This is a genomic window from Roseateles sp. P5_B10, from assembly GCF_056400485.1.
In genome coordinates this window covers 1-16995 of the sequence record NZ_JBFULE010000004.1, presented here as the reverse complement: position 1 = coordinate 16995, position 16995 = coordinate 1, and the positions used below count along the sequence as shown (strand labels likewise).

Sequence of the window (16995 nt, the reverse complement as noted above, 5' to 3'; positions counted from 1 at the left end):
GTTTCACTCACGGACCATCCTGCCCATGACCTCGAACATTCCATCGCACAGCGCCGCCATGCCCATCGTGCAACGCCGCTTCCGCCTCTCCCGCCTGGTGTCGCTGGTTGCGCTGATCGCCCCGCTGGCGATGGCGCAGACCACCGTCAGGATCGACCTCACCAAGCCTGGCCTGCCGGTCAGCCCGACCCTGTACGGTTTGATGACCGAGGAGATCAACTTCTCCTACGACGGCGGCCTGTATGCGGAACTGGTGCGCAACCGCGCCTTCAAGAATCACGGCTACACGCCGGAACACTGGTCGCTGGTGCAGGACGCCGGCGGCAGCGCCGCGATGGCGCTCGACGAGCGTTACCCGGTCGCCGGCACTGCCCTGACGACCAGTCTGCGGATCGACGCCGAGAACGCTTCGCCGGGTCACCGTGTCGGTATCGCCAATGCGGGCTACTGGGGCATCCCTGTCACGCCGAACACCAGCTACCGCGCCAGCTTCTACGCCAAGACGTCCGGCGCCGCCGGCGTGCCGCTGACCATTAGCATTGAAGGCGTCGACGGCAAGACCGTCTACGCCCAGGCCGAAGGCGGCCGCATCGACGGCCAATGGAAGCGCTACAGCGTCACCCTCACCACCGGTGCGAACGTCAAGCCGACCGCCGAAGCGCGCCTGGTGCTTGCCACCGAAAGCCCGGGCAAGGTGTGGTTCAACCTGGTGTCGCTGTTCCCGCCGACCCACAAGGACCGGCCGAACGGCCTGCGACCCGACCTGATGCAAAAGATGATCGACATGAAGCCGGGCTTCCTGCGCTTCCCCGGCGGGAACTATGTCGAAGGCGGCAGCGTGACGAACCGCTTCAAGTGGAAGGAAACGCTGGGCCCGATCGACCAGCGCCCAGGCAATCCCGGCACCTGGGGCTACCGCTCCACCGACGGCATGGGGCTGCTCGAATTTCTGCTGTGGTGCGAGGACATGAAGGCCGAGCCGGTGCTGGCGGTGTTCGCCGGCTACGCGCTCAACGGCGAGTCCGTCCCAGTCGGCAAGGAACTGCAGCCCTTCGTCCAGGACGCGCTCGACGAAATCGAATATGTGACCGGCGACGTGAGCACGAAGTGGGGCGCCAAGCGCGCCAAGGACGGCCATCCGGCGCCGTTCAAGCTGCGCTATGTCGAGATCGGCAACGAGGATGGCTTCGAGAAGAACAAGACCTACGACGGCCGCTACACCCAGTTCCACGACGCCATCAAGAAGAAGTACCCGAAGATCAAGCTGATCTCCACGGTCAATGGCAAGGACTGGCTGGGCCAGCAACAGAAGTTGTCCAGCCGGGTGCCCGACCTGATCGACGAGCACTACTACTACAACCCGATGGAGATGATGAACGACGCCGCGCGCTATGACAGTTATGCGCGCAGCGGGCCGAAGGTCTTCATCGGCGAATGGGCGGGGCAGGAAGGCTCGCCGACCACCAACCTGCACGGCGCACTGGCCGATGCCGCCTTCATGGCCGGCATGGAGCGCAATGCCGACATCGTCGAGATGTCCTGCTACGCGCCGCTGTTTGTGAACGTGAACCCGGGCGGCATGCAGTGGCAGTACAACCTGATCGGCTACAACGCGCAGTCCAGCTACGGTTCGCCGTCGTACTACGCGCAAAAGATGTTCAGCAACTATCTGGGCAATGTTTCGCTGCCGGTGCACGCCGAGAAGGTCAGCACGCAAACCTGGCAGCAGCAGCCCAAGAAGGAGACGCCGCAGGACGTGCCGCCGGCCAGGCAGGTGCCGACGATGTTCTTCTCGGCGACCAAGTCGGACCAGCGCGGCGAGATCTACCTGAAAGTCGTCAACGCGATCGGCAACGCGCAGACGGTGCAGGTCGACCTGGCCGGCGCCGCCAAGGTGGCGGCCGAAGGCGAGGCCATCGTACTGAGCTCGGCGCACAAGGAAGACACCAACACCATCACCGAGCCGACCAAGGTGGTGCCGGTGACGAGCAAGGCGAGCGGGCTCGGCAAGCAGTTCAGCTACAGCTTCGCGCCGTATTCTGTGACGGTGCTGGTGCTGTCGACCAAATAGGCCGCCAGTACCGCGTGGACGCGCTGTGTCGGTTCCTTGGTTTACATGGCATTCCGACACAGACGCGGCGACCGCGCCAGGCGTTCGGCCAGAGGTGAGAGACTGGCCCATACCGAAATCGACATGGCTTGACGGAGAAATGTCATTGGTCGCGCATCACTGGCCTTCCTACCATCGGCTGTCACAAGACCTCAGATGGAGACAACCATGAGAATTCTGCGCCGCAGCCTGCTGGCCGCCGCTTTGCTGACCCCCGCGTTCGGCGCCCTTGCCGCCCCGCTCGTCATGGGCTTCTCCCAGGTGGGCGCCGAAAGCGAATGGCGCACCGCCAACTCCGCGTCCATCAAGGCCGCGGCCAAGGAGGCCGGCATCACGCTGAAGTTTGCCGACGCGCAGCAAAAGCAGGAGAACCAGGTCAAGGCGATCCGCAGCTACATCGCCCAGAAGGTCGACGTCATCGCTTTCTCGCCAGTCGTCGAATCCGGCTGGGACACGGTGCTCAAGGAAGCCAAGACGGCCGGCATCCCTGTCATCCTGACCGACCGCGCCGTCAAGGTGGCCGATCCGTCGCTGTACGTGACCTTCATCGGCTCGGACTTCGTCGAAGAAGGCCGCAAGGCGGGCAAGTGGGTGCTGGAGCGGGCGGCCAAGGCGCCGGGCGGCGCCCTGAACATCGTCGAGCTGCAGGGCACCGTGGGCTCGGCCCCGGCCATCGACCGCAAGAAGGGCTTCGAGGAAGCCATCAAGGGCAACCCCAAGCTGCAGATCATCCGTTCGCAGTCGGGCGAGTTCACGCGTGCCAAGGGCAAGGAAGTGATGGAGTCCTTCCTGAAGCAGCGCGACAAGAAGATCGACGTGCTGTTCGCGCACAACGACGACATGGCGATCGGTGCCATCCAGGCGATTGAAGAGGCGGGGCTCAAGCCCGGTCAGGACATCGCCATCGTGTCGATCGACGGCGTGCGCGGTGCCTTCGAGGCGATGAAGGCCGGCAAGCTCAACGTGACCGTCGAATGCAACCCGCTGCTGGGGCCGCAGCTGATGCAGTTGGCCAAGGACGTGGTCGCCAAGAAGCCGGTAGAAAAGCGCATCACCGTGACGGAGGGCGTGTACACGGCGGATCAGGCGGCCAAGGAATTGCCGAACCGGAAGTACTGAGTGAGAACCGAGGACAGGACCTGCGTCCTGTCCGACGCCTCACGAAGGACTCGGCGCTTGCGAGCGCCGAGGCTTGAGAACGCGAAACCATGACTCTCCATAGAACCGCCGAGCCCGTGCTGGAGCTCTCCGGCATCCACAAAGGCTTCCCCGGCGTCAAGGCGCTCAGCGACGTCAGCCTGCGCCTGTTCCCCGGGGAGGTTCATGCGCTGATGGGCCAGAACGGCGCCGGCAAGTCCACCCTCATCAAGGTGCTGACCGGCCTCTACACGCCCGAAGCCGGCACCATCAAACTCGGCGGCGAGACCATCGCCCCGCGCCGCACCGAAGAAGCCCAAGCCCTCGGCATCCAGACCGTCTACCAGGAGGTCAACCTCTGCACCAACCTCAGCGTCGCAGAGAACATCTGCGCCGGGCGCTTCCCGCGCCGCTGGGGTCGCATCGACTGGTCTGCGGTGAACGCCGAAGCCAAACGAGTGCTCGCCCAGATGGACCTCGACATCGACGTGACCACGCCGCTGTCGCGCTACTCGCTGTCCGTCCAGCAAATGGTGGCCATCGCCCGCGCGCTGCGCGTGCAGGCCCGCGTGCTCATCCTCGACGAGCCCACCTCCAGCCTCGACGACGCGGCCGTGCAGCGCCTCTTCACCGTGCTGCGCCGCCTGCGCGAGCAGGGCCTGGCCATCCTCTTCGTCACCCACTTCCTCGACCAGACCTATGCGCTGGCCGACCGCATCACGGTCATGCGCAACGGCGAGACCGAGGGCGAGTACCTGGCGAGCGACCTCAGCCGTCTGGCCCTCGTCAACAAGATGGTGGGCGCGCCGCCCGACCAGCAGCCCACCCGCCTGGACAGCCAGGCCCCGACCACCGGCGCCGCGGTGTTGAAGGCGCAAGGGCTGACCCGGCGCGGCGCGCTGCACCCGCTGGACCTGGAGCTCAAGCGCGGCGAGGTGTTGGGCCTGGCCGGCCTGCTGGGCTCCGGCCGCACCGAGGCCGCGCGCCTGCTGTTCGGCGCCGACGCCGCCGATTCGGGTCATGTGGAAACCGAAGGCCGTACGGGCCGCTGGCACTCGCCGCGCGAGGCCATCGCCGCCGGCATCGCCTTCTGCTCGGAGGACCGCAAGCACGAAGGCGCCATCCTCGACCTCTCGGTGCGCGAGAACATCTTGCTTGCGCTGCAGGCCCGGCACGGCCTGGACCTCGTCATGAGCCGTGAAGCGCAGCAGGCCCTGGCCGACGACTACATCAAGCGCCTGGGCATCAAGACGCCGAGCGCCGACACGCCCATCGGGCAACTCAGCGGCGGCAACCAGCAGAAGGCCCTGCTGGCGCGCTGGCTGGCCACGAATCCGGCCGTGCTCATCCTCGACGAGCCCACCCGAGGCATCGACGTGCGCGCCAAGGAAGACCTGATGGATGCCGTGCGCGCCCTGGCCCACAAGGAAGACGGCAGTGGCATGTCCATCCTCTTCATCTCGTCTGAGTTGCCCGAGGTCCTGCATTGCAGCGACCGCGTCCTCGTGATGCGCGACCGCCGCGCCGCCGGCGAATACCGCCGCGGCGAGCTGGACGAACGCAGCGTGCTTGAAGTCATCGCCGCGGAGCCTGTCTCGGCTGCGGCCTGAGCGTGTCCAACATGAATCACCCCACCGTCCCCGCGCTGCGCGCCGCCCTGGCCACCCTGACCCTGCTCTGCCTGGCGGCACTCACACCGGCCGCGCGCGCGCAGTCACCGACCGGACTTGACGCCCAGGGCCAGGCGCAGCGCCAGCCACTGACGCCCGACGCACGCGGCTTTGCATGGACGCCGCTGGCCGCAGGTGCCCAGGTGCAACTCGGCGCGCTGACCCGCAACATCCTGTTCTACGGGCCAGGCCTCGTCCGAGTGACGGCTCACCTGGGCCAGAGCCATGCCACCCAGCCCAGCCTGGTCGTGGTGGCCGCGCCGCAGGCCGTGCCGCTGAACGTGAAGGAGTCTGCCGACGCGTTGGTGCTGACCAGCGCGGCCGTGCGTGTGGAGATCGACAAGCGCAGCGGAGCCCTCGCCTTCTACCGGCCTGATGGCAGCCTGTTCACCCGCGAGCAGGCGCCCGCCGCGCTCAAGGCCATCGAGATATCCGGCGCGCCGACCTACGCGATGACGCAGGCCTTCAGCCTCACGGCCGACGAGTCGCTCTACGGCCTGGGCCAGTACAACGAGTCCTACATGGACTACCGCGGCCGTGACGTGCTGATGGTGCAGACCAACATCGGCACCGTCCTGCCCTTCATGATCTCGACGCGACGCTGGGGCGTGCTCTGGGACGTCTATTCMAAGATGCGCTTCACCGACGACGCGCAGGGCGCCCGCTTCTGGGCCGAGAGCGCGCCGGCCGGCGCCGACTACTACCTCGTCGCCGGCACGACGATGGACGACCTGATGGCGGGCTACCGCCAGCTCACCGGCGCTGCGCCCATGTTCCCGAAGAGCGCCCTGGGCCTGTTCATGAGCAAGGAGCGCTACAAGACGCAGCAGCAGTTGCTCGACGTCGCGAAGCGCTTCCGTGCCGACCACTTCCCGCTCGACACCATCGTGCAGGACTGGCAGTACTGGGGCGGCGACAAGGACGGCACCTGGAGCGGCATGACCTGGAACGCCGAGCGCTTCCCCGACCCGCGCGGCATGGTCGACACGCTGCACCGCGAACTGAACACCAAGCTGATGGTGTCCATCTGGCCCTCGATCGGTGACGACACGGCACTTGCCAAAGAGCTCGACGCCAAGGGCTTGCGCTTCGCGCCCAAGCACTGGATTTCCGGCAAGGCGCAGGTCTACGACGCCTTCAGTGCCGAAGGCCGCGCCATCTATTTCAAGCACACCAAGAAGGGCCTGTTCGACATCGGCGTGGACGCGCTGTGGATGGACGGCACCGAGGTCGAGGTGGGCGGCGCCGCGCATGACCCCGGCGAGGTCGAGGCCGACATCAAGCGCCTCGGCCGCAATGCCATGGGCGACTTCACGCGCTACCTCAACGTCTACAGCCTGGTCACGACGCGCGGCGTCTACGAAGGCCAGCGCGCCAGCAGCAACAAGCGCGCGATGACGCTGACCCGCTCCGCCTGGGCCGGCCAGCAGCGCTACGCCGCACTGCCCTGGTCGGGCGACACGACGGCCAGCTGGGCGACGTTGCGCGCGCAGATCGCCGGCGGCCTGAACGTCGGCATGGCCGGCACGCCTTACTGGACGCAGGACACCGGCGGCTTTTTCGTGCCCTACCCGGGCGGCGAGCGCAACCCGGCCTGGCGCGAGCTGTACGCGCGCTGGAACCAGTTCGGCATCTTCAACCCCATCTACCGCATCCACGGCACGGACGTCGAGCGCGAGCCCTATCTGTACAAGACGCTGGACCCGGCCGTCTACCGTTCGTTGCTGAGCGCCGCGCAGCTGCGCTACCGGCTGCTGCCCTATCTCTACGGCCTGGCCTGGCGTGCGCACGAAGAGGGCTACGTGATGATGCGCGGGCTGGCGATGGACTTCCCCGACGAGACCGCGCTACGCAAGGTGGACGACACCTATATGTTCGGCCCGGCCTTCCTCGTACAGCCCGTCACGCACTCCACGCTCTATGCCGAGGTGCCGCCCGCCGCCACCATTCCCGCCAGCGCGCTGCGTACGCCTTCTGGCGAGCCGGGGCTGGCGCTGGAGTACTTCGCCGGCATGAATTTCGAGAAGCCGGCCAGCCGCACCGTAGACGGCCCGGTCGCCCACGACTGGCCGCCCGCGCCGCTCGGCAGCGTGCCGCCCGGCCTGCAGAGCCTGAACCAGTTCTCGGCGCGCTGGCAGGGCACGCTCGTCGTGCCCGAATCGGGTGAGTACGAGATCGGTGTCGAGGGCGACGACGGCTTCCGCCTGTGGCTGGACGACAAACTCCTGGTCGACGACTGGAAGAACGGCGCCGCGCGCTTCGAGGGCAAGCGCGTCATGCTGAACGCCGGCCAGGCCGTCAAGCTGCGTATCGAGTTCTATCAGGACGGCGGCGGGCGCAAGCTGCGCCTGGCCTGGCGCACGCCCGGCCAGCTGCTGGCGCTTGCCGACCAACAACGCCAGATCGACAAGCGCCAGGCCACGCTGCTGCCGACGGGTGCCGCGTGGTTCGACTTCTGGAGCGGCCGCCGCCACGCCGGCGGCGAGACCGTGTCCCGCGAGTACCCGCTGGACCAGTTCCCGCTGTTCGTGCGCGCCGGCAGCATCGTGCCGATGGGCCCGGTCATCGAGCACGTCGGCCAGCAGCCCGATGCGCCCTATGAGATCCGCATCTATCCCGGCGCCGACGCGCAGTTCACTCTCTACGAGGACGACGGCGAGACCTACCGCTACGAGACCGGCGAACGTGCGACCGTCACGCTGCGCTGGGACGACGCCCGGCGCACCTTGCAAGTCGGCGCCCGCGAGGGCCGCTTCCCCGGCCTCGTCCAGCAGCGCCGCTTCAACGTGACACTGGTCGATACCAGCGGCCCCAGCACGAAACCGCAGTCCGTCCTCTACCGTGGCGAAGCGACGGCGCTGCAATTCACGACCCCATGAGTTCTCCCACGCTTGCCATGTCTTCTCCGCCCGCGCGCGCCGCCCTCTGGCGCCATCCCCTGCTCCGGCCGGTTGCCGCGCTCGCGCTGCTGCTGGCCGTCGCGGCCCTCTTCGTGCCGGGCTTCCTGCACCTGGAGATCAAGGACGGGCACCTCTACGGCAGCCTGATCGACATCCTGCATCGCGCCGCTCCCCTGATGCTCGCGGCTTTGGGCATGACCCTGGTGATCGCCACGCGCGGCATCGACGTGTCGGTCGGTGCCGTCGTCGCGATCGCCGGCACGGTGGCCTGTGTGCTGGTCGGCTCGCACGGCCTGGCCGTCGCCTTCGCCGCGGCGCTGGGCACTGCGCTGCTGTGCGGGCTGTGGAACGGGCTGCTCGTGTCGGCCCTGGGCCTGCAGCCGATCATCGCCACGCTGATCCTGATGGTCGCCGGCCGGGGCCTGGCACAGCTGCTGACCGACGGCCAGATCATCACCGTCTACGAGCCCGCGAGCTTCTTCTGGCTGGGCGGCGGCTATCTGCTCGGCCTGCCGGTGTCGCTGTTCGTCGTCGCGACGGTGGGCGGCCTCACGGCGCTGCTGATGAAGCGCACGGCCCTGGGCCTGTTCATCCAGACCGTCGGCATCAACCCCGTCGCCGCGCGTCTGGCCGGCGTGCGCACCGCGGCCATCGTCTTCTTCGTCTACGTCTATTGCAGCCTCGGCGCGGGTCTGGCTGGGTTGATGATCTCGTCCAACATCAAGAGCGCCGACGCCAACAACGCCGGCCTGCTGCTGGAGCTGGACGCCATCCTCGCCGTCACGCTGGGCGGCGGGCAGCTCAGCGGCGGCAAATTCAGCCTCGCCGGCAGCCTGATCGGTGCGCTGATCATCCAGACGCTCACGTCCACCATCTACGCGATGGGCGTGCCGCCGCAGGTCACCATGGTCGTCAAGGCCGTCGTCGTGTTCGCCGTCTGCATCTCGCAGTCGTCCGCCTGGTCGACCTGGAAGAAAGCATGAAAGCCTTGCGCGCGGCCATGGCCGCCCCTTCGTTCACCACCTGGGTCAGCGTCGTGCTGATGGCCCTGCTCTTCATTGCCGGCGCCGCCAACTACACAGGCTTCGCGTCCTCGCAGGTCGTGCTCAACCTGCTCATCGACAACGCCTTCCTGCTCGTCATCGCGGTCGGCATGAGCTTCGTCATCCTGTCCGGCGGCATCGACCTGTCGGTCGGCTCRGTGCTGGCACTGACCACCATGGTGGCTGCCTGGCTGCTGCAGGTGGCGCACTTGCCGGCGGAGCTGGTCATCGTCGTCGTTCTGGTGGGCGGCGCGGCCTTCGGCGCGTTGCAAGGCGTGGTCATCCACGTCTTCAGGCTGCAGCCCTTCATCGTCACGCTGGCCGGCATGTTCCTGGCGCGCGGCCTGTGCTTCCTGATCAGCGTGGACAGCATCACCATCGATGCGCCGCTGTTCGTGACGCTGTCGCAGACGCAGATATCGCTCTTTGGTGGCGCCTTCCTGTCTCCCGGTGCCGTGATCGCCCTGGCGATGCTGGGCCTGGGCCTGTGGGTGGCGCACTGCACCGCCTTCGGYCGCACCGTCTACGCTTTGGGCGGCAGCGAGGCCTCGGCGCTGATGATGGGCCTGCCCGTCGGCCGCACCAAGGTCGCCGTCTACGCGCTGAGCGGCTTCTGCGCCTCGCTGGCCGGCCTGCTGTTCGCGTTCTACATGCTGAGCGGCTACGGCCAGCATGCCCAGGGCGTGGAGCTGGACGCGATCGCAGCCGTCGTCATCGGCGGCACCGTGCTGACGGGCGGGTATGGCTATGTAGCCGGCGCGTTGTCAGGCGTGCTGGTGCTCGGCCTGATCCAGACGCTGATCGCATTCGACGGCACGCTCAGCTCCTGGTGGACCAAGATCGTCATCGGCGCCCTGCTCTTCGTCTTCTGCGCCGTGCAGCGCCTGTTGTCCCTGAAGAAGGTCGTTGCCTGATGGTCAAGCGGCGGTCTCTCGCATCGCCCGGCTGCAAACCATGAAGGTCCCGCCGCGCCGCGCGCTGCTGTTTTGGCTGGCGTCGGGGCTGACATTCAGCGGCGCGGTGATGGCCGATCCGGCATCGCTGGGCGAGCGCGGCCGGCTGATCTTCAGCGATGACTTCAAGCAGGCGCTGGACCCGGCCACCTGGGTCGCGGAGATCGAGGCAAAGCCCGGCTCGACGGTTCGCACCGAGAACGGCCACCTCGTCCTCGACACAGCCGGCGGCGTGACCGTCTGGCTGAACCGGCGCCTGAGCGGCAACCTCCTCATCGAATACCGCCGCCGCATCGTCCTGCAGGGCGGCGCCAACGACAGGCTCAGCGACCTCAACCAGTTCTGGATGGCGACCGGTCCCGGCGGCGTCTCGCCCTTGGGCCGCAATGGCGCGTTCGAGTCCTATGACGCCTTGAGCCTGTACTACTTCGGCATCGGCGGCAACGGCAACACCAGCACGCGGCTGCGCAAGTACGGCGACGGCCAGCGCGTGTTGTTGCAGGAGCGGCTGGACGCCGAACACCTGCTCAAACCCAACCACGACTACCTCGTCCAGACCCTCGTCAAGGACGGTCGCTCAACTGTCTACGTCGACGGCCAGCTGCTCTTCGAGCACCGCGACGAGAGCCCGCTGCGCGAGGGCTGGTTCGGCCTGCGCAGCACCTGGTCGCGCCAGCAGGTCGGTGCGCTACGCATCTACGCGCTGGACTGAGTTAGCCTGCGCAGCGATGCGCTACCTGATCTTCGATTTCAGCGACGGCGACGACGGCATCGCCACGCTGGAGGCCATGGCCTCGACGCGAGCCGAGGAGCACAGCAGCGTGCTGGCCGAGGCCCAGCAGGTGCTGGACTGGGCGCACAGCCACTTCCCTGGTCGCCACGGCCCGGTCGAGGACGGCCAGGCCTGGGACCACGAGCTGCTCGTGCAGCAGGAAGAGGGCGGTTGGCTGACCGTCACGCTGACGCTGAGCGCGTCGGCGGAATTTCTCGAGGCATTCCTGGCGGTCTACGGCGAGGCCGAAGACTGAGCGCCTTCAACCTTGCAGGCCGCGCCCGCGCTTTGCATGCGCGGACTGTCAGGCAGGCGTCGCCGAGCCCGCGGGGGCTCAGCTCGGTCCAGCCTAACCCTTGAGCGTCTGCTCCAGCACGTGCAGCTGCTGGTTCAGCTCGGTGTTCTTCTGGCGCTCGGCGCCGATCTTGCGCACCGCGTGCAGCACGGTCGTGTGGTCCCGCCCGCCGAAGAGTTCGCCGATCTCGGGCAGGCTCTTCTGCGTCATCTCCTTGGCCAGGTACATCGCAATCTGGCGCGGCCGGGCGATGCTGGCCGGGCGCTTCTTGGAGTACATGTCGGCGATCTTGATCTTGTAGAAGTCGGCCACCGTCTTCTGGATGTTCTCGACACCGATCTGGCGGTTCTGGATGGACAGCAGATCCTTCAGCGCCTCGCGGGCCAAGGTGATGCTGATCTCCTTGTGCGAGAACTTGGCATAGGCCAGCACCTTGCGCAGCGCGCCTTCGAGCTCGCGCACATTGGCGCGCACGTTCTTGGCGACGAAGAAGGCGACGTCCTCGGGCATGGGCGTGCCCTCGGCCTCGGCCTTCTTGATCAGGATGGCGACGCGCATCTCCAGCTCGGGCGGCTCGATGGCGACAGTCAGGCCGGCGTCGAAGCGGCTGGTGAGGCGCTCGTCGATGTCCACCAGCCCCTTGGGGTAGGTGTCCGACGTCATGATGATGTGGGCCTTCTTGGCCAGCAGCGCCTCGAAAGCGTTGAAGAACTCCTCCTGCGTGCGGTCCTTGCCGGCGAAGAACTGCACATCGTCGATCAGCAGCAGGTCCAGCGAGTGGTACTTGGCCTTGAGCTCGTCGAAAGTCTTGCGCTGGTAGTTCTTGACGACGTCGGAGATGAACTGCTCGGCGTGCAGATAGAGCACGCGGGCGTCCGGGCGGTCCTTCAGCAGCGCGTTGCCCACGGCGTGGATCAGGTGGGTCTTGCCCAGGCCGACGCCGCCGTAGATGAAGAGAGGGTTGTAGGTCACGCCCGGCGCGCCGGCGACGTGAAGTGCGGCCGTGCGCGCCATCTGATTGGCGCGGCCGGGCACCAGCGTGTCGAAGGTCAGCTGCGGATTGATGCGGTGCTTGGCCGAGGCGGGCGCCTGCGAGGGCAGCATGATGGTGCTGGCCGGGGGCGCGCTGACGGGCCGCAGCGCGGCGCTCGGTTCGGCCGGAAACGCCGACGGCTGCTGAGGTGCCTGAGCGGCGCCCGACATCGAGCTGGGCATGGTGATGGGCACGCTCGACGCGTCGCGCGCAACCAGGGACAGCTCCAGCCGCGTCGGGCGGCCGGCCAGTTCGGTCAGGATGGCTTCGATGCGGGCCGCGTACTGACGACGGATCCAGTCGCGCTTGAAGTGGTTGGGCACCTTCAGCGTCGCCACGAGGGCGCTGTCGGCGGCTTCGCCAGACACCGTGGCGGGTGGCAGCGGGCGAATCCAGGTGTTGAACTGCTGTTCAGGCAGCTCGGTGGCCAGGCGCTCGCAGCCCCGCCGCCAAAGCTCTGACGCCCAATCCGGCGAATTCATGCCCTCTAAGCCCGTCATCACGCCCGTCTTCAAAGCCTGCACCCCATCCACCGTATGTTCTTCTTCGCTCATTGTGGAAAACTTCTTTTCGAGCGGCTGGATTGTACGGACCCGAGGCCACCGAAGGACGGGTTATCCACAGAATTTGGCAGGGGGTCAATCCCTGGCAAACCCGGCTTGAGACTGGCGACTTATTGACCGGGTCGGCGGCTTCTGCTGTAATGCCGGGTTTTCGCGCATTGCCGGCCGGTTGCGACTGGTTCGCCATGCGCTTTTCTTGCCGGATACGAACCGGCCATTCTTGCCGGGTGTCAAAACCGGCCTTCTTGCCGGGTGCCAACCGCTGTGCCCGGCCTGCACAAACCCTCCAAAGAGGTTTCCCATGAAGCGTACCTACCAAGCCTCCAAGACCCGCCGCGCCCGTACCCACGGTTTCCTGGTGCGCATGAAGACCCGCGGTGGCCGTGCCGTCATCGCCGCACGCCGCGCCAAGGGCCGCAAGCGCCTGGCCGTCTAAGCCGCGCGACGACGCCACCCGTGCGTCGTCAGCCTGTCGGGCACCCGATGATCGGCAAGCTGCAGCGCCCGGTGGACTTTGAGCGTGTGCTCGGCAAACAAAGCCGGGCCCGCRGCGCGCATTTCGCGCTGCACCATCTCTCGGCCAACCCGGCGCCCAGCGCTTGGCGTGCCGCCAAGTTGCGCACAGCCTCAGCCGAGTTATCAACAGGCGAATCACAGCCTGTTCACAACCCTGTGGAACAGAACCCGCCCACTGCGCCTGAAGGCTGCTGGGTGGGCATCGTCGTTCCCAAGCGGCATGCCAAGCGCTCCGTGACACGCCAGCTCTTGAAGCGCCAGATCCGCGCCGCATTTGCTGCAGCGACCGGCATGCCGCCGGGTTTGTGGGTTGTCCGCTTGCGCGCTCCGTTTGACCGCCAGAAGTTCCCCAGCGCCGCTTCCGACGCGCTGCGCCAGGCTGCCCGAGCCGAGCTGGCTCAGCTTCTGGATAAAGCCATGGCATCCAAGCCGGGCACGAAGACGTGAAGCCGAGCTGGCCCGCCCGCGCTTTGATGGCCATCGTGCGCGGCTACCGCCTCATGCTCAGCCCCTGGCTGGGCAACGCCTGCCGCTTCGAGCCGACCTGCTCCCGCTACTCGCTGGGCGCGCTTGAGAAACACGGTGCGCTGGCCGGCAGCTATCTGACCGTCCACCGCATCCTGCGCTGCCAGCCCTGGTGTAACGGCGGGCACGACCCCGTGCCTGACAATCCGCCGCGGCTGTTTTCCCGCCTCCTCTCTCCCCCCGTGACGCGCGCCTCCTGCGCGTCCTCTTCCTCGTCCGAGTCTCCTCATGACTGATATTCGCCGCACCGTGCTGTGGGTGGTGTTCACGATGTCTCTCGTCCTGCTCTGGGACGGTTGGCAAAAGCACAACGGGCATCCCTCGATGTTCAGCCCGACGCCCAAGACCGTGTCGACGGCACCGGCCGGACCTGCGTCGTCTGGCGTACCGGCAGCGACCGCTGCTGGCGGTACGGCTGCTGCCCAGGCGCCCACGATCGCCGCACCAGTGGCCGCGCTGTCCGAGCAGATCACCATCCGCACCGACGTGCTGACGGTCACGGTGGACACCCTGGGCGGCGACATCGTCCGCGCCGAGCTGCCCAAATACCTGACGTCGCCGGACCCGACCRTCACCGACCAGCTGCTGCAGATGGTGCATCTGCAGAAAAAGCCCGAGTTCACGCCCCAGCCGGTCGTGCTGTTCAATGAGGGCCAGCACTACCGGGCCCAGACCGGCCTGGTCAGCGCCCAGGGCCCGCTGCCTGCCCACACCACGCCGATGACGGCGGTGGCCGGCGAGCGCGAGCTCAAAGAGGGCCAGAACGAGGTCAAGCTGCGCCTGGAATCGGCCGAGGTCGGTGGCGTCAAGCTCATCAAGACCTTCACGTTCAAGCGCGGTGTCTACACGGTGGGCGTCACGCATGAAGTCGTCAACCACGGTGCCGCGCCCGTCACGCCGCAGGTCTACCTGCAGTTGGTGCGTGACGGCAGTACCGTCACCGGCGGCGCGGCTTTCACGCCCAGCTTCACGGGCCCGGCGGTCTACAACAGCAACACCAAGTTCAAGACGCTGAAGTTCGAGGACATCGACAAGGGCAAGGTCGACATCGAGAAGCAGGCCAACGACGGCTGGGTTTCGATGGTGCAGCATTACTTCGCCAGCGCCTGGCTCGTCAATGAAGCCGGCAATCGCGAGTTCTTCGTGCGCAAGCTACCTGGGCAGGCCGGCGTGCGCGGCGACGCCTACGCCACCGGCATGGTTTTCACGCTGCCCACGCTCGCACCCGACACCAGCGCGACCCAGCAGGCCACTCTCTTCGCCGGCCCGCAGGAGGAAAACAACCTCTCAGCACTGGCGCCGGGCCTGGAGCGCGTCAAGGACTACGGCATGCTGACCATCCTGGCCGAGCCGTTGTTCTGGCTGCTGGACAAGCTGCATGGCTTCATCGGCAACTGGGGCTGGACCATCGTTGCCCTGGTGCTGCTGCTCAAGATCGCGCTGTACAGCCTGAACGCCAGCGCCTACAAGTCCATGGCCCGCATGAAGGCCGTGGCGCCCCGCATCAACGAGATGAAGGAGCGCCTGAAGGACAAGCCGCAGGAAATGCAGCAGGAGATGATGAAGATCTACCGCGAGGAGAAGATCAACCCCATCGGGGGCTGCCTGCCCATCTTCCTGCAGATGCCCATCTTCATGGCCCTGTACTGGGTGCTGCTGTCCACCGTCGAGATGCGCCAGGCGCCGTGGACGCTGTGGATCACCGACCTGTCCGTGCGCGACCCCTACTTCATCCTGCCGCTGCTGATGATGGCGTCCAGCCTGTTCCAGGTCTGGCTCAATCCGCCGGCCGCCGATCCCATGCAGCAGAAGATGATGTGGATCATGCCCGTGGCCTTCGGCGTCATGTTCTTCGTCTTCCCGTCCGGCCTGGTGCTGTACTGGCTGACGAACAACATCCTGTCCATCGCCCAGCAGTGGCTGATCAACAAGCGATTGGGCGTGAACTGAATCACGTGAATCTGCACAGCCCCCGCACCCGGGGGCTTCTTTCTGCCCGGGGTTAGCAGTTCAATGGCTTCGCGGGGCAGAGAACACCGGCCCGGACGGGACTCACGAGAGCGCCCGAACCGAGCCTCCCCCGCGCCAACCTCTGATGCAGCCGCTCCTTCGAGCGGCTGTTTCTTTTTGCGCCGCGACAATTGCATTCATGCTCGCTCGTCACGCAGACACCATTGCTGCCATCGCCACCGCTCCCGGGCGCGGCGCCGTGGGCATCGTCCGCGTGTCGTCACCACAAGGCCTCGCGCCGCTCATTGAAGCCGTCTGCGGCCGCGCGCTGAAACCTCGCGAGGCGACCTACCTGCCGTTCCGCGATGAAGCCGGCGCGGCCATCGACCAGGGCCTGGCCCTGCACTTCCCGGCGCCGCACTCCTACACCGGTGAGCATGTGCTCGAACTGCAGGCCCACGGCGGCGCCGTCATCATGCAGCTGCTGCTGGCGCGGGTCATCGAGGCCGGCGCGAGCGTTCGGCTTGCCGAACCGGGCGAGTTCACGCAGCGCGCTTTCCTGAACGGCAAGCTCGACCTTGCCCAGGCCGAGGCCGTGGCCGACCTCATCGATGCCAGCACCGAGGCGGCCGCGCGCAGCGCGAGCCGGGCGCTGGGCGGCGCGCTGTCGCACGAGGTCGGTGTGCTGCGCGACCAGCTCATCCAGCTGCGCATGCTGGTCGAGGCGACGCTGGACTTTCCCGAAGAGGAGATTGACTTCCTTGAGAAGGCGGACGCCTTCGGCCGTCTGGATCGGCTGGCTGCGCAACTGAGGGAAGTGCAAGCTCGAACTCGCCAGGGCGCGCTGCTGCGCGACGGCCTCAAGGTCGTGCTCGCCGGCCAGCCCAATGTCGGCAAGAGCTCGCTGCTGAATGCACTGGCCGGCGCCGAGCTCGCCATCGTCACGCCCATTCCCGGCACGACGCGCGACAAGGTCAGCCAGACCATCCAGATCGAAGGCGTGCCCCTGCACATCACCGACACCGCCGGCCTGCGCGATGCGACGGCCGACGAGGTCGAGCGCATCGGCGTGGCGCGATCCTGGGATGCGATCGCGGACGCCGACGTCGTGCTCTTCCTGCACGATCTGGGCCGCGTCGGCCAGGCGGACTACGAGGCCGAAGACGAGCGCATCCGCGCGCGGCTGGTCGGTGTGGACGCAAGCCGCATCGTGCAGGTGTTCAACAAGGCCGACCTGGCTGGCGCGCCCGAAGGCGAGATTGCGCTGAGCCTGAAGACGGGCGAAGGCCTCGAAGCGCTGCGCCAGCGCCTGCTGCGGACGGCCGGCTGGCAAGCGGTGCCCGAAGGTTTGTTCATCGCTCGCGAGCGCCACGTGCAGGCCTTGGCGCGCACGGCTGAGCACCTGGCCTTGGCTCGCGAAGTTGCCGCTCAGCGCGACGCAGCGCTGGACTTGCTCGCCGAGGAGCTGCGCCTGGCCCACGATGCGCTGGGTGAAATCACCGGCGTGTTCTCGGCCGATGAGTTGCTC

At 67.0% G+C, this 16995-nt stretch carries 14 protein-coding genes; 13 read left to right on the top strand and 1 reads right to left on the bottom strand.

The genetic code is table 11. The features are described from left to right. Positions 1-25 precede the first annotated feature (25 nt). The 8 genes from AC1DU6_RS00805 (at position 26) to AC1DU6_RS00770 (ending at position 10841) form a co-directional block, all read left to right on the top strand. Positions 26-2071, top strand: coding sequence for an alpha-L-arabinofuranosidase C-terminal domain-containing protein (locus AC1DU6_RS00805; RefSeq protein WP_457320037.1), 2046 nt, complete (start codon positions 26-28; stop codon positions 2069-2071). 207 nt (positions 2072-2278) lie between these two features. Then, positions 2279-3229, top strand: a complete 951-nt coding sequence (locus AC1DU6_RS00800) for an ABC transporter substrate-binding protein (protein ID WP_457320035.1) — start codon at positions 2279-2281, stop codon at positions 3227-3229. A gap of 89 nt (positions 3230-3318) precedes the next feature. Next, positions 3319-4857 carry a sugar ABC transporter ATP-binding protein gene (locus tag AC1DU6_RS00795; protein ID WP_477855862.1) on the top strand — a complete coding sequence of 513 codons (1539 nt, stop codon included), beginning with the start codon at positions 3319-3321 and terminating at the stop codon, positions 4855-4857. Positions 4858-4868: 11 nt separating this feature from the next. Continuing rightward, positions 4869-7796 carry a glycoside hydrolase family 31 protein gene (locus tag AC1DU6_RS00790; protein WP_477855861.1) on the top strand — a complete coding sequence of 976 codons (2928 nt, stop codon included), beginning with the start codon at positions 4869-4871 and terminating at the stop codon, positions 7794-7796. Between the two features lie 17 nt (positions 7797-7813). Then, the gene (locus AC1DU6_RS00785; protein WP_235531769.1) at positions 7814-8800 is read left to right on the top strand and encodes an ABC transporter permease; all 987 of its coding nucleotides are present in this window, start codon (positions 7814-7816) and stop codon (positions 8798-8800) included. Next, complete coding sequence (gene yjfF / locus AC1DU6_RS00780) at positions 8797-9774, top strand: galactofuranose ABC transporter, permease protein YjfF (RefSeq protein WP_457320029.1); 978 nt, start codon at positions 8797-8799, stop codon at positions 9772-9774. The genes AC1DU6_RS00785 and yjfF overlap by 4 nt, the downstream gene beginning before the upstream one ends. Positions 9775-9814: 40 nt before the next feature. Continuing rightward, positions 9815-10525, top strand: a complete 711-nt coding sequence (locus AC1DU6_RS00775) for a DUF6250 domain-containing protein (RefSeq protein ID WP_457320027.1) — start codon at positions 9815-9817, stop codon at positions 10523-10525. Positions 10526-10541: 16 nt separating this feature from the next. Next, a complete protein-coding gene (locus AC1DU6_RS00770) occupies positions 10542-10841 on the top strand; it encodes a hypothetical protein (protein WP_477855860.1) in 300 nt (99 codons plus the stop codon). A 93-nt stretch (positions 10842-10934) separates the two neighbouring features. Here the strand turns inward: AC1DU6_RS00770 and dnaA are convergent, their stop codons facing one another. Beyond that, positions 10935-12395, bottom strand: coding sequence for a chromosomal replication initiator protein DnaA (dnaA, locus tag AC1DU6_RS00765; RefSeq protein WP_477855866.1), 1461 nt, complete (start codon positions 12393-12395; stop codon positions 10935-10937). A 382-nt stretch (positions 12396-12777) separates the two neighbouring features. Between dnaA and rpmH the strand changes: the two genes are divergently transcribed. From rpmH to mnmE, 5 genes are all read left to right on the top strand, one after another. Beyond that, positions 12778-12912 carry a 50S ribosomal protein L34 gene (gene rpmH, locus AC1DU6_RS00760; RefSeq protein ID WP_054021782.1) on the top strand — a complete coding sequence of 45 codons (135 nt, stop codon included), beginning with the start codon at positions 12778-12780 and terminating at the stop codon, positions 12910-12912. 47 nt (positions 12913-12959) lie between these two features. Next, entirely contained in the window at positions 12960-13439 is a 480-nt protein-coding gene (locus AC1DU6_RS00755) for a ribonuclease P protein component (RefSeq protein WP_477855859.1), read from the top strand. 26 nt (positions 13440-13465) lie between these two features. Then, positions 13466-13753, top strand: a complete 288-nt coding sequence (gene yidD, locus AC1DU6_RS00750; protein WP_056192512.1) for a membrane protein insertion efficiency factor YidD — start codon at positions 13466-13468, stop codon at positions 13751-13753. Beyond that, entirely contained in the window at positions 13746-15467 is a 1722-nt protein-coding gene (gene yidC / locus AC1DU6_RS00745) for a membrane protein insertase YidC (RefSeq protein WP_477855858.1), read from the top strand. Before yidD ends, yidC begins: the two co-directional genes overlap by 8 nt. Positions 15468-15666: 199 nt before the next feature. Then, positions 15667-16995 (top strand): tRNA uridine-5-carboxymethylaminomethyl(34) synthesis GTPase MnmE (mnmE, locus tag AC1DU6_RS00740; RefSeq protein WP_477855857.1); only part of this gene is annotated, 1329 nt, incomplete at its 3' end.